Source organism: Rheinheimera sp. A13L (genome assembly GCF_000217935.1).
GTDB lineage: Bacteria > Pseudomonadota > Gammaproteobacteria > Enterobacterales > Alteromonadaceae > Pararheinheimera.
Genome location: NZ_AFHI01000011.1, coordinates 16,066 through 39,582 on the forward strand (window position 1 = coordinate 16,066; position 23,517 = coordinate 39,582).

Below are 23,517 nucleotides of genomic sequence, written 5' to 3' on the forward strand. Positions count from 1 at the left end.
CTATGCGTAAGTGGGCGTCTTTTCCGGTAAAAGAAGGCGAAATTTCCCGTCAGGCTCATGCTGATTTTCCAGACAGAGCCATTTATGAACGTGAAACCGGCCGTAGTGGCTTTTTTGGTCCAGCCACCCATTTCCATCACACCCATGCCCCAACAGGCTGGAGTGACTGGGAAGGGCCGTTAAAACCACGTTTATATAACTTTAATGACATTGCAGGTAATCAAAACGTTTCACCCTGGCAGGTGCCCACGTTGCTGCACAATGCTCACTGTAAAATGCGTACCTGGCGTTTAACAGAGTCGATGGATTATCTGGTGCGTAATGCTGACGGTGACGAGCTGTTGTTTGTGCATGAAGGTGCTGCTGAACTGTATTGCGACTATGGCCATTTAACCTTAAAGGATGGTGATTATGTGGTGATCCCACGTTCCACCATGTGGCGTTTGGAGGTCACAGAGCCGCTGTTTTTGTTGCTGATTGAAGCGACCAACGATTCATACCAGTTACCAGAAAAAGGTTTAGTTGGTAATCATGCTATTTTTGATGCGGCGATGATCGACACACCAAAAATTGATGATGCTTTCAAAGCGCAGTACAGCGAACAGCAAAGTCGGGTGCAGGTAAAACGTCACGATCAGGTGTCGGTCATTACTTATCCATACAATCCACTTGATGCGATTGGCTGGCATGGCGATTTAACAGTGATGCGGATTAACTGGCGTGATATCCGGCCTTTAATGAGCCACAGATACCACTTACCACCCTCAGCGCACACGACTTTTGTCGCGCAGCGTTTTGTGGTTTGTACTTTTGTCCCTCGTCCTATTGAAAGTGATCCTGGTGCGTTAAAAGTGCCGTTTTATCACAACAACGACGATTACGACGAAGTGCTGTTTTACCATGCAGGCGATTTCTTCAGCCGCGATAATATTGAACGTGGCATGGTTACATTTCACCCTGCAGGTTTTACCCACGGCCCTCATCCTAAAGCTTTTCAGGCCGGTCGTGAGTACAAAAAGAAATTTACCGATGAAGTGGCTGTAATGCTGGATACCCGCGATGCACTTTTTGTAGGTGATGCGGCTTTAGCCACTGAAAACCCGGACTATGTGAATAGCTGGAAAATCAAACCGGCCACTCTGTAAGGATCAAAAATGAAGTTAGCAAGTTTAAAAAATGGTCAGCGTGATGGTCAGTTAGTAGTGGTTAGCCGGGACTTATCCCGTTGCATCGCTGTACCTGCTATTGCCGGCACTATGCAACAGGCGCTGGATCACTGGTCTGTGGCCGAACCACAACTTTCTGAAGTCTATCAGGCGCTGAATTCGGCTTCTGTGCAGGGTGAACAGAGCTTTGACCAGGCGCAGTGTGAATCGCCGTTACCACGAGCTTATCAATGGGCTGACGGCAGTGCTTATGTCAATCATGTGGAGCTGGTACGTCGTGCCCGCAATTCAGAAATGCCGCCAAGCTTCTGGACTGATCCTCTGATGTATCAGGGCGGTTCAGATGATTTCATTGGTCCACGCGATCAGATTGAAGTGGTCAGCGAAGACTACGGCATCGATTTTGAAGGCGAAGTGGCAGTGATCACTGATGACGTGCCCATGGCCATCAGTGCTGAAGAAGCCCGTCATAAAATCCGTTTGGTGATGTTGGTGAACGATGTGTCTCTGCGCGGTTTAATTCCAAACGAACTAGCGAAGGGCTTTGGTTTCTTTCAATCAAAACCTGCTTCGGCCTTTAGCCCTGTAGCTGTGACTCCTGATGAGTTAGGCGGCGACTGGTTAGATGCCAAACTGCATCTGCCTCTGGTATCGCATTTAAACGGCAAGCTGTTTGGTAAACCAAACGCTGGTGTTGATATGACCTTTGATTTTGGTCAACTGGTAGCTCATGCAGCGAAAACACGCAATTTAGGTGCTGGTGCCGTGATAGGTTCAGGTACAGTGTCGAATAAACAAGGCACGGATTACGGTACTTCTATTGATGAAGGTGGTTTAGGCTACAGCTGTATCGCTGAAATTCGTATGATTGAAACCATTCGTGATGGTGCGCCTAAAACCTCATTTATGAAGTTTGGTGATAGCATCCGTCTGGAAATGCTGGATGCTAAAGGCCAGTCGGTATTTGGTGCTATTGAGCAAAAAGTAGTGAAATACGGCGTTTAATTGACGTGATGAACTAAGCCGGTCGATTTCTCCGTCAGGGGACGACTGGCTTTTTTGTATCTGCTTTACAGGGTAAATCATAAAATGAAATTACATGGTTACTGGCGCTCCAGCGCCGCCTACAGAGTGCGTATTGCGCTGAATCTAAAAGGTTTGCAGGCGGAGCATTGTCCTGTACATCTGATTAATAATGGTGGTGAGCAGCATAGTGCGGGCTATCAGCTGTTGAATCCGGCACAACTGGTGCCTACCCTGGAAGATGGTGAGCTGAGTCTGAATCAGTCGCTGGCCATTATGCAGTATCTGGAAGACTGTTACCCGCACGCCCCTCTGTATCCGAAAGAACCAGAACAGAAAGCGGCTGTAATGGCTTTTGCGCTAGATATAGCCTGTGACATTCACCCTTTGAATAACTTGCGGGTACTGCAGTACCTGACTGGGCCTCTGGCGTTATCCGAAACACAAAAAATGCAGTGGATTAAACACTGGTTGGCAGTGGGTTTTGACGCGCTTGAAAAACGTTTACAGGCAAGGGCAGGGCTTTACTGTTTCGGCGATACTGTGACTTTGGCCGATCTGTGTTTAGTGCCTCAGGTGTATAACGCTATACGCTTTCAACTGGATATGACGGAGTATCCTTTAATCAACGCTATTTATCAGCGCTGTAATACGTTGGAGGCCTTTCAAAAAGCAGCTCCGGAGCAACAGGCTGATGCTGTTTAAGTCGCCTCAGCTTAGTGTTTTTGTTAATCTGGCTTTATAGAAATAGTCACAGAGTAAAGCGAAATGAAACTGCCAAAAAAACCTGTTAATGCAGTGCTGTTTTACATCGGCGCTTTAGGATTGTTGACTCAGGTGCTGGTTAGTTTTTACTTATTGACTCAGGGCCGTACCATGGAATGGCACTGGTGGTTTCACTGGATGGCGCCTACGCTTTGTTTATTGTGGGGCCTGATCCCGAGACTGCAATTGCAAAAAGAAGAGCAGGACAGGCGGCCATAGTGACCTAGCGTCCCGGTGTAAACATACCTTCAATGCGAACTTCACTGACCCCGTCTTTATTAAAGTGAAATTTGATTTGCGCCATATTTTTGTGAAAGAAGTACGGCGTATTATCAAACATCAGTACATAACCACCACGGGCTTTATCCTGGTATTTAGGATCGGTGTTTTTACTGAGTTTAAAACTGTGTTTTCCCACTGACCAGTCAAATCCTTGTAAAGGTTTGTTGATCCAATCTGTAACCCAGATTTGTTCGTCCTGATGCAAAACCAAGGCTAAGGTATATTTGGATGGCAACTCAGCAACTTCAACCACCTGAATACCAGCCTGAAATACTTCAGTACCATTTTGCTGTTTAAAGGAAAAACCAAACTGCAGGCTTTGTTTTGTTCCGTCCAGCAAGGTCAGCTGGCCTTGTCCAGGTACAGTAAAATAGGCCCATGTGGCGGGAACCCATAGCAAAAAGAGCAACATCAGGCTCGTTTTAACCATACAACACCTCAAACTCCATGTGAGACTTCAGTCAGTTAGCTTGTCAAATACAAAGTGAGTTCTTGACCAGGCTGTAAGTACTTATTTGTTTTAATATTATTCCATTTCACGATATCAGCAACTTTTACCTTAAAACGCAGAGCTATGCTGGCTAAGGAGTCACCAGGCCTGACTTTATAGGTCATGCTTTTTGCCGCAGCTGTAGTTTGTGGCTTTGACTCACTGTAGTAGGTCAGCTTTTGGCCTGGTTTCAATTGAGCTTTGGTGCCTAATTTATTCCAGTTGCTCAGTTGCTCAGTACTGACATTTAGCTTTTTACCTATCTCCCATAAGCTATCACCACTTTTAACGGTGTAAGTTTGCCCCCCTGAAACCGTTGTACTGGATTTTTTTGTCGAACGAGCGGCTACAACGGGTTCTTCAGGTTGTACTAAGCCTGGGATGGTCAACATCTGCCCAATCTTTAGCTGACTAGAACTCAAATTATTGGCGCGCTGCAGGGCTTTTACCGAAGTTTTATGCGCTGCAGCAATCTTACTTAAGCTGTCACCGGATTTTACTTTGTAGCGGCCAGTGGAAGCAACAGGGGCTACTTTTACTTTGGGTAAAGCGGCTATCTGCTGCTCTATATCATCAGCACTGCTAAAAGGTACCACCAATGGGTAACTGGCACTGGGTACTGTTGTGGTTTTAAAACCCGGATTCAGGCGTCTGAGTTCCGCGACTCTCAGGTTTAACAGATCTGCAGCTTTGACTAAATCCAAACCTCTGTTGATTTGGAGCACTTTGGTTTGTGGCTGATTAGCCAACACTGGCATAGGAATAGCGTATTTTTCCGGGTGTTTTAAAAGTTCTGCCAACGCCAGTAATTTGGGTATATAGCTGGTATTTTGTTTTGGCAAATTTAATGACCAGAAATCCGTTGGTTTTCCTTTGGATCTGTTGCGTTCAATAGCTTTAAAAACCCGGCCTTCACCTGCGTTAAAAGCGGCCACTGCACTTAGCCAGTCCTGATCAACATTACTGTACAGATACTGCAAATAATCCATAGCAGCGCGGCTGGACTCAATCACATCACGGCGACCGTCATACCAGGCATTTTGTTTTAAACCAAAATTGCGGCCCGTACCTTGAGTGAATTGCCAGATCCCCAGCACTCCGGAAAATGAACCCGCTTTAGGATTATAGGTACTTTCAACTATAGGTAGCAGTGCCAGTTCAAGTGGCATTTTGCGTCGTTCAAGTTCTGTGACTATATGGTACAAAAAGGGCTCTGCATTATCCGAAGCAGTTTTTAACAACTTTTGATTACGGATAAAAAAACGCTTTTGGCTTTCAATATCATCGTTGTCTGGCACAGCCAGCGTCATTTGAGCAGCGATACGTTGCCACAAATTATCGTATTGAGCTAATTGTGCATCAGGTTCTAATGGTGAATTATGTCTCAATAAGGCGTTGGCGACTTGCTGCGCTGTAGCCGCTTTGTCCTGAATGGGAGCATCAGAGGCTGATGTCTGGTATTGATCCTCAGCAGAGCCTGCTGTTTTATCCTGTGAGGTTGGAACGGCACAACTGGCCAGCAGTGCAGCCGCTACAGCGACAGATAATTTTTTCAGCATTCGCTTTTCCCAAAATCAAAAATCCGCTTTATGTTACCTGCTCAGTCTTCAAAAGCAAGGTTGTCGATCAAAATCGATCTTTGGCGAATCGTAACGCGGTGAACAGGTCCACTGCATTGTGTTGTTGCCAGCGGTGTTGTAATGCCGCATCTCCAGCCTTTAAAAAAGGGTTGATTTGCCGCTGTACAGCTAAGGGGGTAGGCAAGGTGGCTTGCTGTTGTTCCCTTTGTTGTTGACACCAGTGTTGATAGTCTGCAAGTTTTGTATTGTCCGGATCGGCCCAGCGGGCAAATTCCAGATTAGCTAAGGTATATTCGTGAGTGGCGTACACTAGTGTTTGATCCGGCAAAGTCAGAATACGTGACAAACTTTGCCACATCTGCGCTGCCGACCCTTCAAACAAACGACCACAACCAGCGTTAAACAACGTATCACCGCAAAACAGAACGGGCGCTGAATAGTAGGCTATATGACCCAGTGTATGACCAGGAAGTTGCATCACCTGAAAAGTTAAACCGAAATCGGACAGTTCAATCTGATCATTGTCCTGTAACCAGATATCCGCATAAGGGATTTTTTGCTGTTCTAACGCCGGAGCATAAACCACAGCGTCAGGCCAACGTTGTTTTAGTTCGTTGATGCCCCCTGTATGATCCGGATGATGGTGAGTGATCAGGATCACTGCTAATTGCAACTGCTGCTGTTGCAGGTGGCGCTGCACTACGGCGGCATCACCCGGATCGACAATCAAAGCCAACTCTGCTTGGCGCAGGCACCAAATGTAGTTATCCTTAAAAGCGGCTAGAGCAGTGATGTCTGGCATACATAATTTCCATAGCTGATGTTCTGATAAAGTGAAGTGTACCTGATGAAGCCTGCGTTAAGTTACCACAGTACAACAGTACCCCGACAGTGGCAGCAATTGCCGCAGGGCGAACTGATGGCTAAAGCTTTGGAAAAGCAGCTAAGTCAATGGTGGCCAAAAATTTTTGGTTATCATTTGCTTAAAGTGGGTAGCTTAAGCAGTGGTTTAGACACATCCGCCTGTAATATCAAGCACCAAATTTGTTTAAACGAACATCTGGAACAAGCTTCTGTCGTGGCTGACCCTGATGCTCTGCCTTTTCTGGAACACTCAATAGACGCTGTATTGCTGGCGCATTGTCTGGAATTTTACCCGGATCCTCACCATATAGTACGTGAAGCGCATCGAGTGCTGATGCCTGACGGCTACTTATTATTAAGTGGTTACAATCCATTAAGTAGCGCCGGATTACTGAAACTCTGGCCCGGAGTTAAACAGCAATTACCTTGGGCTGGTCGTTTTTTTACGCCGTCCCGCGTGAAAGACTGGTTGCATTTATTAGGTTTTGAAGTGATGTACGAGCAACGCTTTTTCTGGTCCAGTTTACTTGGGCAGCATAAACCTGACAGCCGCTGGCAAAAATGGTGTGAAACTTATCTGGGGTATTTTGGAGCGTCTTATGTATTGGTTGCACGTAAAAGAGTACTGCCTTTAACTCCAATACGGCCAAAATGGCAAAGAGCGCCCGCTTTTCAAACCGCAGTAAAAGGCATCAGCGCACGGCAAGAGGTCAATCAGGATTAAGGCGTTTTTGGCTGTTTTTGCAGCCACTGATCCAATTGATTAGCAAATTGTTGTTTATCCTGCGCTCCTAAAGGGGCAGGCCCTGAAAGTTGCACACCGCTGTTGCGCAGTTCTTCCTGCAAATTACGCATGGTGAGCCTGTCGCTGATATTGTCTGGCGTCAGTAACCTGCCTTTGCTGGTAATACAAAGCGCTCCTTTAGCAACAACAGCTGCGGCTAGTGGAATATCATTACTGATCAGCAAATCACCTGATGCTATACGTTCTTCGATATAACGGTCTGCTACATCAAAACCAGATTCAACCTGCACAGCTCTGATATAGGGACTGCGCGGAATTTGAAAGCTGTGATTCGCAACCAGATAGAGTGGGATCTGTCGGCGTTCTGCTGCTTTAAATAAAATTTCTTTTAATACTTTGGGGCAGGAGTCTGCATCAACCCAGATTGGCATCCTGATGCTCCTTTAATAGTTGTCTGGCTTGTTTGTGGCTTAATTTCATAAAAAACAGCAGCGGGTCGGCAATACCTGGTTGTTCGGCTTCAACAAAACCTAATTGGCGATAACACTGCACCGCAATTTGGTTGTTCTGATAAACAAATAACGAAAAATCCCGTTGTGGCTGCTGTTGTAAACCTTGCGCAATCAAACCTTTGATCAGAGTCTTGCTGTGGCCCCGACCTCTGCTCTCCGGATGCACCAGTAAACGGGCAAGATGATTACAGTCAAAACGATCGCAAAGTTGACCAAAGGCAACACGTTGTCTGTGCTGATACAGCCAGTAACTTTGTGTGCCCGGCAAATACAGTTGCTGTAAAAATTGTAAGGCTCTGATGGGGAACTGAAAGCCTTCACCACCCCACTGATCCAGACTTTGTTGTGATTCAAACCAGTTATGCAAATAAGCGGATTGCTCAGGCGTGACTGGGCTTAACTGGTAAGGAGCATGCTTCATAACTTGTCCTTCAGCGGCGTGATCTGGTATCCCTGCTGAGTGAGCTGCTGAATTAAACCCTGCTCACCGGCCAGATGCAAAGCACCAACCACAACAAAAACCGGCTTAGCCTTAGGTTCAGCGACCAGCAGTTTTACCCATGCATTGTTTCTTTTAACAATAAGCGTCTGATAAATAGCTGGGTAGTTTTTTAAATCGTCCAGATATAAGTGGTCTAACTGCGCCAAATCGCCGCTACGCCAGGCTTTTCGCATTGCATCGAAGTCTTCGCTGCTGTCTTTTAAATCATCCATGGTGCTTTTTATTAACGTTTCAGCGCCGCTGCTGTTCAGCTCTGTAATCACGTCCAGATGCTGTTGCATAGTTTCAAGGCCTGCTATTTTTTTACCGGATTTTTTGGCTTCATCCTGCAAAAAGGCATCGACTCCCGGTGCTGTGGCTCCCTGGGCTTGCAGTTGCGTTGTGGTCAGCATAATGGCGGCAAACGCAGGTTTAAAGCGGGTGATCTGCTCCAGTGGGATTTTATGCACTCTGCAGTAGTCAGCCAGTTGTTTTGCTAAAGGTGCAGAGAGGTGTTGCAGCAAGTTTTCACCTGAAGGATAAGAGTTTAAAGCGATCATTTGTTGTATGCCCGAGGGACTTGATAATTGCTCTAAATCTGTTTCCAGCACTAAAGTCTCACTCTGCTGCAGTGCAAGCAGGTATTCAGGTGGTAAAGGATAGTCCCGGGCACTTAGCATATGAACAGAGCCGGCCAGATAAAAAAGTTGTTTGCCTTTGCTTACTTTCCAGACGCCATCGGCTACTACAGTGCTGCTAAGCAGTAGAGTAAAGAAGAGAAAAATACGGGTCACTGCACAAAACCTCTGGTGTAAAACATCTGACTAATCAAAAGAGCCTACTTTGCCCCGTAGTTTTTTTCGTTCTTTGTGCTGAGTTTTTTGCTTCAGCCTGTCCATTCGAGCGCCAAAAGTGGGTTTAGTTGCACGCCGCTTTTTTGCTTCAAAACTGGCACTTTGCAGCAGTTGCATCAATTTAGCCACCGCATCTTCTTTGTTCATATCCTGACTTCGATGCGCCTGAGCTTTAATCACTATGACGCCACTTTTACTGATCCTGTCATCCGGATACTGCAACAGCTTTTGTTTAAACTCATCCGGCAGACTGCTGCGCTCTATATCAAAACGCAGTTGCACCGCAGTAGATACCTTATTGACATGCTGACCGCCGCTGCCCTGAGCCCGGATAAAACTGAATTCCAGTTCATCCAGATTAAGCTCAAGGCCAGCTTTGATCTCAACTAAAGTTACCACATTAAATCGTCCGGAATTTGATAGGCTGCATACGGATCATCTTCAGCCTGCACTTCGGCACTTTGACCTGTGTTATGCAGCACTACGATAGTTTCAGCTAAACGTTGCTGGATTTTTTCCGCCACTTTCACCGGGATCACATAATACTGGTCTGCAAGTTTTGCTATTGCTGCCTGGCCTTTGGTCAGTTCTGCATGAATACGGTTGCTGACGTACAAACGTTTTACCAGGCTGCCATCGGTAAAGTTAAATGCGGTTTCACCTTTATGCGTAATAGTATTGAGCTCAACCAGTTGTTTGACCTGAGCTGCCAGTGCTTTTTTATCCTGTTCGGCTTTACGCTGACGGTTTAATTCCTGATCGCGTTGCAATTGCTGCTGTCTGGCTTGTTCGGCGAGCACTGAAGCTTCATTGACCACTGTGCCATTTTTTCCAGCCTGCACCCGCTCTTTATGTTTTTCTTTTTTAATAGCTTTTAATTTTTTCTCATTGCCTAAACCGGCTTTGAGTAATTGTTCCTGCAGTGATTTACTCATAAAAAAGTCCTGTCGATCTGATGAGGCTATTGTTTCATGTTCCGGCCACGCTGCAAAGAGCAGAAGGCCAGACTAACTGCCTATGCCAAAAATGCGTTATGATAAGGCACTTTTATTGAATTTGTCCGGGACCTTATCTTGTTATTTCACGATCTTGCGTTAGACCCTCGTTTAGTCCGTTCTATCCAGCACCTTGGCTTTGCGCAACCAACGCCAATTCAGCAGGAAGCTGTGCCTGCCGCTATGACTGGCAAAGACTTAATGGTTTCTTCGCAAACCGGTTCAGGAAAAACTTTGGCGTATTTGCTGCCGATGATGCAGCGCTTATTACGCAGCAGACCTTTATCCAAACAAGATGCCCGGGCTTTAATTCTGGTGCCAACCCGTGAACTGGCGCATCAGGTGTATGCCAAATTACGTTTGTTTGTCGCGAATACGCCGTTAACCAGCGCTTTGATTGTTGGTGGTGAAAACTTTAACGAGCAGGAAAAAATCCTGAAGCGTCAGCCAACTATAATAGTGGCCACACCAGGGCGTTTTATTGATCACCTGCAGCATAAAACCTTTTTTATTCAGGGTTTGGAAATGCTGATTTTAGATGAAGCAGACCGGATGCTGGATTTAGGCTTTATGCCACAGCTCAATGAAATCAATAAAGCCGCTGATCACCGCTTGCGCCAAACCCTGATGTTTTCTGCGACTTTAGATCACGCCGAAGTCAATGAACTGGCGATGTCGTTATTAAAATCGCCACACCGAGTTTCAGTGGGCGCGTCTTATCAACAGCATGAAGATATAGAACAGCGCTGTTATTTTGCCGATCATTTGTCCCACAAAGAGGCCTTATTGGCTTATTTGTTAAAGCAGGAACAAATAAGCCAGCTCATTATTTTTACCGCAACTCGTGAAGATACCGATCGTCTGGCCAAAATATGTGACTCTTTAGGTTATCCGGCTGTAGGTTTAAGTGGCAAGTTAACCCAAGGCCAGCGTAATGCGGTAATGCAGGGCTTTTCTGCCAATAAACATCAGGTGCTGGTCACCACAGATGTCGCGTCACGTGGCCTGGATTTGTTGCAGGTCAGTCATGTGGTTAACTTTGATTTGCCTAAACATGCTGAAGAGTATGTACACCGTATAGGTCGGACTGGCAGGGCTGGTGCCAAAGGTATAGCTATCTCCCTGGTCGGCCCAAAAGACTGGGTCGCTTTTTGTGCCATTGAAAGTTTCTTGCGCCGTCCTTTACCTATGCAAAGTGTGGAATCTTTACCTGCCAAATTTAAAGGTGTGGATATACATGCACCGGTAAAAGCAGTGAAAAAAACCAAGCCAGTGGTGAGAAAAAATAAACTAAAAGCAACGGATACCACATCGGCAATCAAGGTCGCGCCTAAACCTAATTTTTATCAGGCAGGCGATGATGGCATGACACCAGTGAAGAAAAAGATCAAATAATTTACAGTAGTATGTTTTTTATTCGAAAAATAGTGCTACACTCAAGTCGTTACTTTGTAGATTTGTTCGACAGTTTTTATTGCAAGCAATTGTTTTGGCTGAAGAATTATTTAGAGTAACTGGAACGGCCAAAACCAGAAAAACTATTTTTCTGTTGGATTAGTAATAGCTATTGACCACTTTGTCAGGTTCACTGATAATGGGGTCGTAATATGTACTAGCTCGAATACGGCCGGTAATATTTAAGTCGCCAAACAATTGGCAAATTTAGTTAAAGTAAGAGAATGTTATGTCACAATTAATTTCCGGTACCGTTAAGTGGTTCAACGAAGATAAAGGTTTTGGTTTCATCGAGCGTGAAGGCGGCAAAGACGTATTCGTACATTTCCGCGCTATCAATGGCACAGGCCGCAGAACTTTAGTTGAAGGTCAACGCGTAACTTTCGAAGTTACTGAAGGCCAAAAAGGTCCTCAGGCTGAGAACGTAACTGTTACCGGTTAATAGTTTTCTGAAAAAGAGCCAACTTTAAGTTGGCTTTTTTTATATCTGAAATTCAGAGGATTGAATTTTAACTAATTGTTTTTATTGAATAATTTTAATTTGTTGTTGAGTGGTAGTCAGAGCTCTAACGACAACTGAGCCTGAGCTTCCTGCGCTTTTAATCCAACATGAATCCCCACCAACCGTACTTTTTTGCCATGACCCCTGTTCCAGGCTTGTTCCAGCAATTGCTTTAAACTGGCCATATCCAATTCCGGTTGTTGTTTCTCTACTGTGGTTTGCTGAAAATCAGCAAATTTGAGTTTAATGCCAATTTTCTGAATATGAGCACTAGCTTCACAGCGTTCAATACGGCGCCGAAGTTTTGGTAGCAACTCGGATAAACTTTGCCGACCGGCGTCCAGATCCGGTAAGTCTTCCGTATAAGTATGCTCAACAGCGACAGATTTTCGTGGGTAATCGTTTTGTACATCACGGCTGTCGCGGCCAAAACTACGCTCTATCAAGGTTTCTGCAAAACTTCCGAAGTGTTTGACCAGCATATGCAAAGGTGCGTTTTGAATATCGACACATTTGTATAAGCCTAAAGTGGCCAGTCGTTCAGCGGTTTTTTTGCCTACTCCCGGGATTTTATGTAAAGGCAGGAATTTGACGAAATCGCTGATTTTGTCAGGCGGTAACACAAATAAACCATCAGGCTTGTTTTCGTCACTGGCAATTTTGGCGAGAAACTTATTCGGCGCTACACCAGCTGAAGCTGTTAAACCAGTTTCAGCAAAAATGACCCGGCGAATTTCTTCCGCTATAAGGGTAGCGCTGCCTGAAAACAAAGCGCTGTCACTGACATCCAGATAAGCTTCATCTAAAGACAGTGGCTCTACCTTGTCGGTATACCGATGAAAAATGGCCTGAATTTGCAAACTGGCTTCTTTGTATTTTTCCATATTGCCGGGCAACAGCAGCAGGTGAGGGCAGAGCTTTAAGGCTTGTCCTGTAGGCATAGCAGAACGCACACCATAAACTCGGGCAGGGTAATTGCAGGTGCTGATCACGCCTCGTTCGGTGCGACTACCGCCTATGGCCAGCGGAATAGTACGCCAGTCTGGTCTGTCCCGCATTTCTACCGCAGCGAAAAAACAGTCCATGTCGATATGAATGATTTTTTTCATTTATAAAGCACTGTTGGTTTATACAGTTGTATAATTGACCAGTTTTTGCATTTTGTAAAGCCGGACACTGTTTATAATTACAGTTAATCATCTGACTCAACCGACCACTGCTTAGATATTTAATTTTGGATGTTTAGATGGCTATTTAATAGCTGCATCTTTAGTAGATTCCATGTAGAATGCTGCGCAGTTTTTTGTAAATAGTCTGGCCCTTTTGGCCCACTGGGAGCAAGCATGTTAAAGCGCGAAATGAACATTGCCGATTTTGATCCGGAATTATGGCAATCCATTACCAACGAAACCCAACGTCAGGAAGATCACATCGAGCTGATCGCTTCTGAAAACTATGCCAGCCCACGTGTATTGCAGGCTCAGGGTTCTCAGTTAACCAACAAATACGCTGAAGGTTATCCGCATAAACGTTATTACGGTGGTTGTGAGTACGTGGACGTGGCTGAAGATTTAGCTATCGCCCGTGCCAAAGAACTATTTGGTGCAGATTACGCAAACGTGCAGCCGCACTCTGGCTCTCAGGCCAACTCAGCGGTGTTTTTAGCTTTATTAAATGCAGGCGATACTATTTTAGGTATGAGTCTGGCTCACGGTGGTCACTTAACGCACGGTGCATCTGTTAGTTCTTCAGGTAAGTTGTACAAAGCTGTGCAATATGGCCTGCATCCAGAAACAGGTGTGATTGACTACGCCCAGGCTGAAGCTTTAGCACTGGAACACAAGCCAAAATTGATCATTGCGGGCTTCTCAGCCTATTCAGGCATTATCGACTGGCAGAAATTCCGTGAAATCGCCGACAAAGTGGGCGCTTACCTGATGGTAGATATGGCACACGTCGCTGGTTTAGTTGCAGCTGGTTTGTATCCAAACCCAGTGGCTGTGGCCGATGTTGTAACCACTACCACGCACAAAACTTTAGCTGGCCCTCGTGGCGGTTTAATTCTGGCCCGTAAAAACGAAGAGATCGAAAAGAAACTGAACTCTGCTGTTTTCCCTGGTGGTCAGGGTGGTCCTTTGATGCATGTCATCGCAGCAAAAGCTGTTGCATTTAAAGAAGCGCTGCAACCAGAATTTAAAGTCTATCAGCAACAAGTGTTGAAAAACGCTGTGGCTATGTGTGATGAAATGATCAAACGTGGCTACAAAATTGTATCTGGTGGCACACAAAACCATTTATTCCTGATGGATTTAATCGACAAAAACATCACGGGTAAAGAAGCAGATGCATGGTTAGGTCTGGCTCATATCACTGTGAATAAAAACTCAGTGCCAAATGATCCACGCTCTCCATTTGTGACCAGTGGTTTACGTATAGGTACTCCTGCTATTACCCGTCGTGGTTTTAAAGAAGCAGAAGCCCGTTTAGTCGCGAGCCTGATTTGTGACGTGCTGGACAGCCGCGGTGATGCTGGTGTGATCGACAAAGTTCGTGCACAGGTGTCTGAAGTCTGTGGCCGTCTGCCGGTTTATGCCTGATTGCCAGCTATGACTGAACAAAGATAGAGTGTTATGATGGCCGCCTGATGCGGCCATTTTTTTCGGAGAAATTCCGTGTTTTGTCCTTTTTGTCGTGCCGACGATACCAAAGTTATAGACTCCCGCTTAGTGGCTGAGGGGTCTCAAGTAAAAAGAAGACGTGAATGTGGTGCTTGCCACGAACGTTTCACTACTTTTGAAGCTGCCGAACTGGTGATGCCCCGTATTGTGAAACGGGACGGTTCCCGCGAGCCTTTTAACGAGGCCAAGTTACGCAGTGGCGTAATGCGTTCACTGGAAAAACGTCCTGTACCCACAGAACAAATTGAATCTTTGATCAGCAAAGTAGAAAGCTTATTACGTGCCACAGGCGAGCGTGAAGTACCAAGCCAATTACTGGGCACTCTGATTATGGATGAACTGGTGAAACTGGATAAAGTGGCTTACGTGCGTTTTGCATCAGTCTACCGCTCCTTTAAAGATATCCGCGAGTTTGGCGAAGAAATTGCCCGGCTTGGAGATAATTAAGTGAGTTTTACTGAACTCGATCAGCACTATATGGCGCGCGCTATAGAGCTCGCCTCTAAAGGCCGTTTTACCACAGCACCTAATCCTAATGTTGGCTCCGTGATAGTCCGGGATGGCGAGATAGTAGGGGAAGGTTATCATCGTCAGGCCGGCGGACCTCATGCAGAGGTGTTTGCCTTGCGTCAGTCAGAGCATCTTGCTTCAGGTGCTACTTGCTATGTCACTTTAGAACCCTGCAGCCATTACGGCCGCACTGGTCCTTGTGCTTTGGCTCTGGTAAACGCTGGTGTGAAAAAAGTGATAGTGGCTATGCTTGACCCCAATCCTTTAGTCGCTGGCAAGGGCATTCAAATTCTAAAAGACGCAGGCATAGAAGTGCAGGTGGGTCTTTTAGAAGAGAAAGCCCGTGCTTTAAATCCAGGTTTTTTAAGCCGAATGGAGCGGCAAAAGCCTTATATCCGGCTTAAACTTGCCACCAGTCTCGATGGTCGTATTGCGCTATCGAACGGCAAAAGTCAGTGGATAAGCTCAGCAGAGTCCCGTTCTGACGTGCAGATGATGCGTGCCCAGTCTCATGCTGTTTTATCGACTGCTACCACTGTGCTTGCTGACAATGCTCGTTTAACAGTGCGCTCTGAAGGTCTTGCTATACCCTCTTTGGACGATGGCTCCGTGCGTCAGCCAGTTCGGATTATTTTAGACCGCAGCCTTAAATTAACAGGTCAGGAGCTTTTGTTTTCACAAAATGGCCCCATAGTGCTGGTGCATGACAAGCAATTCAAACCTGCATTTGAGCATCCGCATGTGCGTTTTATTGCGCTTGATGCGGATGAGTCAGGACTGAGTTTAAATAAATTAATGCCTGTATTAGCCGCAGAAAATATCAATGACCTGTGGGTCGAAGCCGGTGCTGTGCTTGCAGGTTCTTTGTGGCAGGCAGGGTTGGTGGATGAATTGATTATCTATCAGGCGCCTGTGCTTTTAGGTGATAAAGCCAAAGCCATGTTGCAGTTACCAAACTACAGTGAGCTGTCAGAGGCACAATATTTTGTATGGACTTCAGTCGAGACACTGGGGCCTGATTTAAAATTAACAGCAAGGTTAGAACCATGTTTACCGGAATAATCGAAGCGACTGGTCGGGTGAGCGCTATTAAAGCGTCAGGCGTGGATTTAAAGCTGACTATTGAATCCGACAGTCTGGATTTTTCTGATGTCAAACTCGGCGACAGTATTGCCAGTAATGGCGTCTGTCTGACTGTCACGGCACTCAATGGTCAAAGTTTTGATGCCGATGTGTCTGGTGAAACCGTCAAACGCACTTTGTTTGGTCAGTACAAAGCTGGTCAGTTACTGAATCTGGAAAAAGCCTTGCTGGCAACAGGTCGCTTAGGCGGACATTTGGTTAGCGGTCATGTCGATGGCATCAGCAGCGTTGAAAAAATTGAGAAATTTGGTGAAGCCTGGCAAGTCTGGATCAAAATGCCAAAAGACTTAGCACATTACATCGCTGAAAAAGGTTCTATTACGGTGGATGGCATCAGCCTGACTGTCAATGAATTAAGTTCTACCGCTTTTCGTTTAACCATAGTGCCTCATACGGCACGGGAAACCACCTTGATGAGCTTCAAAGCGGGCAGTCAGGTGCATCTGGAAGTGGATTTAATAGCGCGTTATTTAGAACGTTTGCTGCAAGGCCGCGAAGGGGCGGGCAGTAAAGGCGTGACTATGGATTTATTGCAACAACGTGGTTTTTTATAACGCAGTAAGGCCCGGGGCCTGAGGTAAAGTATGCAACTGAATACACCAGCAGAAATTATTGAAGATATTCGTCAGGGCAAAATGGTTATTCTGATGGATGACGAAGACCGCGAAAACGAAGGCGATTTAGTGATGGCGGCTGAATACGTCACGCCTGATGCTGTCAACTTTATGGCCACTCATGGCCGTGGTTTAATTTGTTTAACGCTGACGAAAAAACGCTGTGAACAATTAAAATTGCCTCTGATGGTGGATAAAAACTTATCGCCATTTTCTACTGCTTTTACCTTATCCATTGAAGCTGCTGAAGGTGTCACTACAGGTATTTCAGCGGCCGATCGCGCTCGCACTGTCAAAGCCGCCGTAGCCCGTGATGCTAAGCCGACAGATATTGTGTATCCGGGGCATATTTTTCCTTTGATGGCACAAGACGGCGGTGTCTTGGTGCGCGCTGGTCACACCGAAGCGGGTTGTGACTTAGCGCGGATGGCGGGTTTAGAGCCAGCTGCAGTGATTGTTGAAATTTTAAATGAAGACGGTACCATGGCGCGTCGTCCGGATTTAGAAATTTTTGGTAAAAAACACGGCATTAAAATTGGCACCATTGCCGATTTAATCGAATACCGTAACCTGCATGAAACCACGATAGAGCAAGTGGCGAGTTGTCAGTTACCTACTGAATTTGGCGAATTTAATCTGGTCACTTTCCGTGACACTATCGACAATCAAATTCATTTTGCCTTGGTCAAAGGCGAGATCGAAGCAGAGCAGCCGACTTTAGTGCGGGTGCATCTGCACAATACCTTCAGCGATTTATTGTTATCCGACCGTGGCGCTAATCGCAGCTTCTCTTTGCACTGTGCAATGAAGCGTATTGCCGACGAAGGTGGCGTGCTGGTGCTTTTAGGCAAAAACGAAAGCAGCGAAGAGCTGGTTCAGATGGTGCAAAACTTTGAAGCCGAAGATAAAGGTGAAAAAGCCAAAACTGAACTTTGGAAAGGCACTTCACGTAATGTTGGGGTGGGTTCACAAATTCTGGCCAGTTTAGGCGTGAAAAAAATGCGCCTGTTAAGCGCGCCGAAAAAATACCACGCACTTTCAGGTTTTGGCCTGGAAGTAGTAGATTACGTTTCTGAGTAAACATATAAATGCCATGTATAGCCAAAGTAATTGATGTTGCAGCTAGGCGACAAGTGCACGAGATCCCGGGAGCATAGTTACCTATGTGACTGGGGCGAGCAGCGCGGTCAACAACGCTGCAGCTTCAAGTACGAAGGCGATAAAGATTTACTAGCCGTGAAATGGCTATCTTGTGTTATCATGGCGCCCGTTTTTTTGAATTCTGGTTTTTAAAACCATTTTTTTGCAGCTCAATTGCAATAAGGACCTCCAATGCAGGTGATTGAAGCCGGTTTAACCGCTAAAGGTAAAAAGTTTGCCATCGTTGTGGCCAGATTCAACAGCTTTATTGTCGAAAGTTTATTAGACGGTGCTGTAGATACCTTAAAGCGTGTAGGTGACATCGCTGATCAGGATATCACTGTGGTTCGCATTCCAGGCGCTTTTGAAATGCCATTAGCGGTACAAAAAGTAGCGGCCAGTGGTAAATACGACGCGATCATCGCCTTAGGTGCTGTGATCCGTGGTGGTACACCTCATTTTGAATATGTAGCTGGCGAATGCACCAAGGGTCTGGCTCAGGTGATGATGCAGCACAGTATTCCTGTTGCTTTTGGCGTATTGACTGTTGACAGTATCGAGCAGGCTGTTGAGCGTGCTGGTACCAAAATGGGCAATAAAGGCGCAGAAGCAGCGATGTCCTCGCTGGAAATGGTTAACGTTCTCTCTCAGTTGTAGGATTTGTTGATGAAACCTAATGCACGTCGTTTGGCCCGTTCTTTGGCCGTTCAGGGAGTTTATAGCTGGCAGGTCAGCAAGAACCCTATTGGTGATATTGAACAGCAGTTATTGCTGGAACAAAACACCAAACATCTGGACGTGGGCTATTTCCAGGATATTTTGCGTGGTGTGGCCGTAAATCATCCGGTATTGGATGAAGCCGTAAAGCCGTTTTTAGACCGTCCTTTTGAAGAAATTGACCTGGTCGAAAAAGCCATATTACGTGTCTCAGCTTACGAGCTGAAATACCGTCTGGATGTGCCTTACAAGGTGGTGATCAACGAGGCCATCGAACTGGCAAAAGCCTTCGCGGCCGATGACAGCCACAAGTTTGTCAACGGCATACTTGATAAAGCCGTTAAACGCCTGCGAACCGAATAAAAAATGGAGAGCCGGCGTAAGTCGGCTTTTTTATGGGTGAATTTGAGTTAATTCAACGTTGTTTTGCCGAAGCGGGCCGTAAACGCACGGACGTTGCCATTGGTATTGGCGACGACGGAGCTGTGTTGCAGGTGCGTGAAGGCTGTGATCTGGTGATCACCACCGACAGCATGGTCGAAGGCATCCATTTTTTCCCGGACGTCGATCCGCGCTCGCTTGGGCATAAATTGGTGGCAGTTAATGTCAGCGATTTAGCCGCTATGGGCGCAGAGCCGTGCTGGTTATCTTTAGCTTTAACTTTACCTAAAGTGGATGAAGACTGGTTGCTTGCTTTTGCCGAAGGTTTAAGTGAAACAGCGGATTACTACAATTGCCAGCTGATTGGTGGTGATACCACCCGTGGGCCTTTGAGTTTAACCATGATTGCCAAGGGTTTAGTGCCTAAGGGCAAAGCTATTACCCGTGCTGGAGCTCAGAACGGTGACTATCTGTATGTGACAGGCACTTTGGGTGATGCCGCTTTGGGTTTACAACTGGTGCAAAACAAAGTCGAGATCAGCAAAAAACACCGGGCTCATATACTGCAACGTTTTCACTATCCAACAGCCCGTGTCGCTTTAGGTCAGGCGCTGCGGAACATTGCAAGTTCAGCTATGGATATCTCTGATGGCCTTGCAGGTGATTTACCTCATATTTTACGTCGCTCCAAAGTAGGGGCTGTGGTGGATGTCTGCAAACTGCCGATGTCGCAAGCGTTAAAAGACAGCTGTAGTGCAGAGCAGGCCTTGAACTATGCCTTGTCAGGTGGTGAGGATTATGAACTTTTGTTCACTGTGCCGGAGAATCGCCGGGGCTCATTAGAAGTATTACTTTCTCCTTATGGTGTGCCAGTCACTTGCATTGGTCGTATTACAGGTGCAGTGGGTAAGCTGGACTTTAAGCAGGGCGAATTGCCCTTTGTTTACCAGCATCAGGGTTTTGAGCACTTTTAATGAGATCCACACAAAAATCCACCCCTAAATTTGATTTGAGAAAATGGACGCATTTTCTTGCTTTGGGTTTTGGTTCAGGTCTTGCGCCTAAAGCGCCTGGTACTTTTGGTACCCTTGCGGCCCTCCCTCTGATTTTTCTGCAATCCTTAGTGAGTCCTCAATGGGCCATGGTTTGGATTTTGTTTGCTTTTGTATTGGGTTGCTATGTCTGTGGACAAACAGCCAAAGATATAGGTGAGCATGATCATGGCGCTATCGTCTGGGATGAAGTGGCGGGTTATAGTCTGGCCATGTGGTGTATTCCGTTCGAATGGCAATATCTGCTGATTGGTTTTTTACTTTTCCGCTTTTTTGATATCGTTAAACCCTGGCCCATTCGGTTGCTGGATAAAAAAATCCACGGTGGTTTTGGCATTATGATTGACGATATGCTTGCTGGTTTCTTTAGCTGGCTGATCCTCTTCGCGCTGGTGCAGTGGCAAGCTTTTAGTTAATATAAATTTTTCCCTGCAACCTGGTGATCTGTGTGCGTTTTCCGCTCTTGGTTTTTTTAGCCTTTTTCTCTACTGCCAGCTTAAGTCAGGGCCCATCTGGTTCTATTTATGATTTTGATATTAAGCACTGGAACAGCGCTGATGGTTTGTCATCAAATTCCGTGCGGGCTGTCAGTCAGGACCAATTGGGTTATGTGTGGGTTGGCACTTTATATGGTCTAAATCGTTTTGACGGCCATCATTTTACCCAGTTCAGTACCAAAACCAGCCGCCAGCTTGCCAGTAATTCCATCAATAAACTTTTGTTGGATCAACAAGGCTATATGTGGGTCGGCACTAAAGCTGGCCTTTCTGGTTTTAACCCCCAAACTCTGAAGTTCGACCGTTACCCTATTTTGGCTGAAGTGACCTCTATAGTGCAGGTGGCGCCGGATGAAATATGGGTTGCTGCGGAAAATTTATTTAAGGTAAAACAAGGTAAAGTCAGCCGGGTGCAAAGCATTAAAGAATCTGTAGTACAGATTGAAATGGCAGGCGACTCAGTATTAATCAGCACCACTAAATATTTATATAAATTAAGCCCAGAGGGCGAAATTCAAAAAATCCCCTTACCTGACGAACTGCAACAACATCCGCTGTACGATTTAAGCTGGTTTAACGATACCTTGCATTTCGCCAGTGAGTCTGGTTATTTCCATCTGGATAAAAAGCAGCAGGTGGTTCGTTGTGATATTCACGGCGTGGATAATTCAGCTATTTATAAGTTGTTTAAAGACAGCTCAGGCAACGACTGGATCTCTGGTTATAACAAGTTGTATCACCGCCATGCCGGACAAGAGTGGCAACATATCAGTGCGGAAGAACTGGGCAGCTCGCCCTGGTTCAGTGATATTTTTGAAGACAGAGATCATAACATCTGGCTGGCGAGTTTCAGCGAAGGTTTATACCGTGCTTCTCCCGGCAAAATGCGCCGTGTGGTCGGTGTTGGCCAGCAGGATATGGTGGTGCGCAGTGTGCGCTATTCAGCGCGTTTAAATAGCCTTCTGGTGGCAACCCAAACCAATGTTGGCTTGTTGAAAGCCGATCAGCATTTTGTTGAGTTGGTGGATCATCAGTCGCTGGGCCAAAGTACAGTTTATGATTTTTATGACAGGAGCAATCAGCTGTGGCTGGGCACTGACAATGGTTTACTGCTGTATAACTTTGACGATCGCAAGGTGAGCCGACCCTTCAAAGAGTTAGCTACAGCCTCAATTCGCGTGGTGCAACCTCATGCAGAGACGGGCTTATGGTTTGGTGGTGCCAATGGTTTGTATCACTATGATGGTGAAACACTGAAAGCCGCTCCTTTTAATGCGGATCTCGAATCGGCTTTTGTCACAGTCATTGAAAGTCAAGGCCAGGATTTACTGGTCGGCACGACCAGCGGTTTGTATTGGTATCAGCAGGAAAAACTCAACAGGGTAGGGTTAGGTACGCCTTTATTCGGCGCTTACATCACCAGCGTTTTGACCTTAGCAGATCAACAAATGCTGGTGGCTACGCTGGACGATGGTTTGTTTATCAAAACTCCGCAAGGGCAGTGGCAGCAGTACGACAGCAGTAACGGTTTGCCTTTGGATCCGGTGATTAGTTTATGGTACGACAGAGACTCGGATTATCTGTGGGCAAGTAGCTTAAAAGGTGTGTTCAGGTTTAGACCTCCTGCCGCGAAAGACAGTGGTAAGGTACTTCATTTCGAGCTGGTATTGTCGCCCTACGATCGCCAATTAGGCACTGCACCCGGTCGTTGTTGTAATGGTGCCGGTCACAGCAAAGTGGCGAAATGGCAGGACCAGCTATGGTTTCCCAGTTTAAAAGGTCTGGTGGCTGTGCCTTTGCAATTGACCATGGCACCGGACAGACCCTTACAGCCTTTACTTCAGGATGTTATAGGGCAAAAGTCTTATGCTTTATTGCCAGAGCAGCAACAATTGGTGCTGGAAACCTCAGACCGTAATATCAGTATCCGTTACAGCGCGCTGGAGTTTATTAAAGCCAATGCCATTGAATTTCGCTATCAGTTGAGTGGTTTTGATCAGGAATGGCAGCAAGTGGGTCAGAGACGCGAGGCCATTTATACCAACTTACCACCTGGCAGTTATCAGTTTGTAGTGCAGGCCCGTTATGCCAGCCAGGGCTGGACGGAGCAACAGCAATTAAAGCTGGATCTGGTGGTGCCCCGATTATTTACAGAAACCATAGTGTACAAAGGCTTATGGGCCTTGTTGGTGGTTCTTGCTTTGTATGGTTTGGCCTGGTTGTGGCGTCGTAATGCGGTGATGCAACAGCAGGAGTTGAGTAAACTGGTGCGTCTGCGTACAGCAGAGCTGGAGAACAGCAACCAGCGGTTGAGTGAGCTGAATGAGCAGCTATCGCAGCTGACGCATAAAGACACTTTAACTGGCCTTAGAAACCGCCGTTTCTTATTTGAACAACTGCCCAAAGACGTAGAGCAGTATCAGCACAACAGAGACGCCATGCTGCAACAGGGCAAATGTATAGCGTTGTTGCAACTGGATATGGATAACTTTAAATCCATCAATGATCTGTACGGCAATAGCGCAGGAGACAGCGTATTACAGCAAATCAGTGGTTTGTTATTACGTGAAAGCCGTGGTGCTGACTATGTGGTGCGTTTTGCCGGTGAGCAGTTTGTCCTGGTGCTGCGAGATGTTGAATTTGCCACAGTGCGTGATTTTGCATTGCAGCTTAATCAGTTGGTTGCACAAGCTAATTTTCAAATCCCGGATGGGCGAACCGTGTCTTTGACTTGCTCCATTGGTTACAGCTGTTTTCCGCTGGAGTTGTTAGGCGGGCAACTTATTTCATGGGAAATCTCTTTGCAACTGGCTGAAATCGCACTGAGTAAAGTGAAGGAATCAGGGCGTAATGGTTGTGCTACTGTAGGTTTTGATCCGCAGGTCGATGCCTTTGAGTTTGAAGACTCGGGGCATATAGATATGCAGATTGAGAAACTACTGGCTGATGGCCTGGCATGGTTTGAAGTAAAAAGCTACCGCCCTTAGCCGTCGTCCTTGAAGCCACAGCGTTGTTGCCTGCGCTGCTCGCCCCAGTCACATAGGACAACTATGTTCCTGGGGTCTCGTGCA

Annotated in this window: 26 protein-coding genes; 17 read left to right on the plus strand and 9 right to left on the minus strand. The window is 46.2% G+C overall.

The genetic code is table 11. The features are described 5' to 3' along the window. The first annotated feature begins 2 nt into the window (after positions 1–2). The 4 genes from RHEIN_RS06975 to RHEIN_RS06990 all read left to right on the plus strand — a co-directional run bounded on the left by RHEIN_RS06975 (position 3) and on the right by RHEIN_RS06990 (position 3,173). Positions 3–1,145 carry a homogentisate 1,2-dioxygenase gene (locus RHEIN_RS06975; protein WP_008898272.1) on the plus strand — a complete coding sequence of 381 codons (1,143 nt, stop codon included), beginning with the start codon at positions 3–5 and terminating at the stop codon, positions 1,143–1,145. A gap of 9 nt (positions 1,146–1,154) precedes the next feature. Next, positions 1,155–2,171: a fumarylacetoacetate hydrolase family protein gene (locus tag RHEIN_RS06980; protein WP_008898273.1), complete on the plus strand. Its 1,017-nt coding sequence runs from the start codon at positions 1,155–1,157 to the stop codon at positions 2,169–2,171. Between the two features lie 84 nt (positions 2,172–2,255). Beyond that, positions 2,256–2,894, plus strand: coding sequence for a maleylacetoacetate isomerase (gene maiA, locus RHEIN_RS06985; RefSeq protein ID WP_008898274.1), 639 nt, complete (start codon positions 2,256–2,258; stop codon positions 2,892–2,894). 63 nt (positions 2,895–2,957) lie between these two features. Next, positions 2,958–3,173 carry a hypothetical protein gene (locus RHEIN_RS06990; protein ID WP_008898275.1) on the plus strand — a complete coding sequence of 72 codons (216 nt, stop codon included), beginning with the start codon at positions 2,958–2,960 and terminating at the stop codon, positions 3,171–3,173. Between the two features lie 4 nt (positions 3,174–3,177). Here RHEIN_RS06990 and RHEIN_RS06995 read toward each other — a convergent pair whose 3' ends face one another. The 3 genes from RHEIN_RS06995 to gloB form a co-directional block, all read right to left on the minus strand. Then, on the minus strand, positions 3,178–3,666 hold the full coding sequence (locus RHEIN_RS06995) for a hypothetical protein (RefSeq protein WP_008898276.1): 489 nt from the start codon (positions 3,664–3,666) through the stop codon (positions 3,178–3,180). 35 nt (positions 3,667–3,701) lie between these two features. Next, the gene (locus RHEIN_RS07000) at positions 3,702–5,285 is read right to left on the minus strand and encodes a lytic transglycosylase (RefSeq protein ID WP_008898277.1); all 1,584 of its coding nucleotides are present in this window, start codon (positions 5,283–5,285) and stop codon (positions 3,702–3,704) included. A 67-nt stretch (positions 5,286–5,352) separates the two neighbouring features. Next, entirely contained in the window at positions 5,353–6,108 is a 756-nt protein-coding gene (gloB, locus tag RHEIN_RS07005) for a hydroxyacylglutathione hydrolase (protein WP_008898278.1), read from the minus strand. A 45-nt stretch (positions 6,109–6,153) separates the two neighbouring features. Between gloB and RHEIN_RS07010 the strand changes: the two genes are divergently transcribed. After that, complete coding sequence (locus RHEIN_RS07010; RefSeq protein ID WP_008898279.1) at positions 6,154–6,894, plus strand: class I SAM-dependent methyltransferase; 741 nt, start codon at positions 6,154–6,156, stop codon at positions 6,892–6,894. Here the strand turns inward: RHEIN_RS07010 and RHEIN_RS07015 are convergent. The 5 genes from RHEIN_RS07015 to RHEIN_RS07035 are packed head-to-tail and all read right to left on the minus strand — an operon-like array spanning position 6,891 to position 9,697. After that, a complete protein-coding gene (locus tag RHEIN_RS07015) occupies positions 6,891–7,346 on the minus strand; it encodes a YaiI/YqxD family protein (protein ID WP_008898280.1) in 456 nt (151 codons plus the stop codon). The genes RHEIN_RS07010 and RHEIN_RS07015 overlap by 4 nt on opposite strands. Further along, positions 7,330–7,848: a GNAT family N-acetyltransferase gene (locus RHEIN_RS07020; protein ID WP_008898281.1), complete on the minus strand. Its 519-nt coding sequence runs from the start codon at positions 7,846–7,848 to the stop codon at positions 7,330–7,332. The genes RHEIN_RS07015 and RHEIN_RS07020 overlap by 17 nt, the downstream gene beginning before the upstream one ends. Further along, positions 7,845–8,702, minus strand: a complete 858-nt coding sequence (locus RHEIN_RS07025) for a TraB/GumN family protein (protein ID WP_008898282.1) — start codon at positions 8,700–8,702, stop codon at positions 7,845–7,847. Before RHEIN_RS07025 ends, RHEIN_RS07020 begins: the two co-directional genes overlap by 4 nt. Positions 8,703–8,732: 30 nt before the next feature. Beyond that, on the minus strand, positions 8,733–9,161 hold the full coding sequence (gene arfB, locus RHEIN_RS07030) for an alternative ribosome rescue aminoacyl-tRNA hydrolase ArfB (protein WP_008898283.1): 429 nt from the start codon (positions 9,159–9,161) through the stop codon (positions 8,733–8,735). Beyond that, a complete protein-coding gene (locus RHEIN_RS07035) occupies positions 9,155–9,697 on the minus strand; it encodes a DUF2058 domain-containing protein (RefSeq protein ID WP_008898284.1) in 543 nt (180 codons plus the stop codon). The genes arfB and RHEIN_RS07035 overlap by 7 nt, the downstream gene beginning before the upstream one ends. 138 nt (positions 9,698–9,835) lie before the next feature. Between RHEIN_RS07035 and RHEIN_RS07040 the strand changes: the two genes are divergently transcribed. Together RHEIN_RS07040 and RHEIN_RS07045 are read left to right on the plus strand one after the other, a co-directional pair. Further along, positions 9,836–11,152, plus strand: coding sequence for a DEAD/DEAH box helicase (locus RHEIN_RS07040; RefSeq protein ID WP_008898285.1), 1,317 nt, complete (start codon positions 9,836–9,838; stop codon positions 11,150–11,152). 289 nt (positions 11,153–11,441) lie between these two features. Next, complete coding sequence (locus RHEIN_RS07045) at positions 11,442–11,654, plus strand: cold-shock protein (protein ID WP_008898286.1); 213 nt, start codon at positions 11,442–11,444, stop codon at positions 11,652–11,654. Between the two features lie 116 nt (positions 11,655–11,770). Here RHEIN_RS07045 and dinB read toward each other — a convergent pair whose 3' ends face one another. Next, entirely contained in the window at positions 11,771–12,823 is a 1,053-nt protein-coding gene (dinB, locus tag RHEIN_RS07050) for a DNA polymerase IV (RefSeq protein WP_008898287.1), read from the minus strand. Positions 12,824–13,057: 234 nt separating this feature from the next. Between dinB and glyA the strand changes: the two genes are divergently transcribed. From glyA to RHEIN_RS07100, 10 genes are all read left to right on the plus strand, one after another. Next, complete coding sequence (glyA, locus tag RHEIN_RS07055; protein WP_008898288.1) at positions 13,058–14,311, plus strand: serine hydroxymethyltransferase; 1,254 nt, start codon at positions 13,058–13,060, stop codon at positions 14,309–14,311. Positions 14,312–14,386: 75 nt separating this feature from the next. Next, complete coding sequence (gene nrdR, locus RHEIN_RS07060; RefSeq protein WP_008898289.1) at positions 14,387–14,839, plus strand: transcriptional regulator NrdR; 453 nt, start codon at positions 14,387–14,389, stop codon at positions 14,837–14,839. Then, positions 14,840–15,964 carry a bifunctional diaminohydroxyphosphoribosylaminopyrimidine deaminase/5-amino-6-(5-phosphoribosylamino)uracil reductase RibD gene (gene ribD, locus RHEIN_RS07065; RefSeq protein ID WP_008898290.1) on the plus strand — a complete coding sequence of 375 codons (1,125 nt, stop codon included), beginning with the start codon at positions 14,840–14,842 and terminating at the stop codon, positions 15,962–15,964. Next, entirely contained in the window at positions 15,949–16,599 is a 651-nt protein-coding gene (locus tag RHEIN_RS07070; protein WP_008898291.1) for a riboflavin synthase, read from the plus strand. The genes ribD and RHEIN_RS07070 overlap by 16 nt, the downstream gene beginning before the upstream one ends. A gap of 30 nt (positions 16,600–16,629) precedes the next feature. Further along, positions 16,630–17,739: a bifunctional 3,4-dihydroxy-2-butanone-4-phosphate synthase/GTP cyclohydrolase II gene (gene ribBA / locus RHEIN_RS07075; protein ID WP_008898292.1), complete on the plus strand. Its 1,110-nt coding sequence runs from the start codon at positions 16,630–16,632 to the stop codon at positions 17,737–17,739. Between the two features lie 252 nt (positions 17,740–17,991). Further along, positions 17,992–18,456: a 6,7-dimethyl-8-ribityllumazine synthase gene (gene ribH / locus RHEIN_RS07080; RefSeq protein WP_008898293.1), complete on the plus strand. Its 465-nt coding sequence runs from the start codon at positions 17,992–17,994 to the stop codon at positions 18,454–18,456. Positions 18,457–18,465: 9 nt separating this feature from the next. Beyond that, positions 18,466–18,879: a transcription antitermination factor NusB gene (nusB, locus tag RHEIN_RS07085; protein WP_008898294.1), complete on the plus strand. Its 414-nt coding sequence runs from the start codon at positions 18,466–18,468 to the stop codon at positions 18,877–18,879. 32 nt (positions 18,880–18,911) lie between these two features. Beyond that, positions 18,912–19,871 (plus strand): thiamine-phosphate kinase, encoded by a 960-nt coding sequence (gene thiL / locus RHEIN_RS07090; RefSeq protein WP_008898295.1) that lies wholly within the window; start codon positions 18,912–18,914, stop codon positions 19,869–19,871. Beyond that, positions 19,871–20,365, plus strand: a complete 495-nt coding sequence (locus RHEIN_RS07095) for a phosphatidylglycerophosphatase A family protein (protein ID WP_008898296.1) — start codon at positions 19,871–19,873, stop codon at positions 20,363–20,365. The genes thiL and RHEIN_RS07095 overlap by 1 nt, the downstream gene beginning before the upstream one ends. Before the next feature lie 32 nt (positions 20,366–20,397). Continuing rightward, the gene (locus RHEIN_RS07100) at positions 20,398–23,433 is read left to right on the plus strand and encodes a ligand-binding sensor domain-containing protein (protein WP_139056426.1); all 3,036 of its coding nucleotides are present in this window, start codon (positions 20,398–20,400) and stop codon (positions 23,431–23,433) included. Positions 23,434–23,517: the final 84 nt, after the last annotated feature.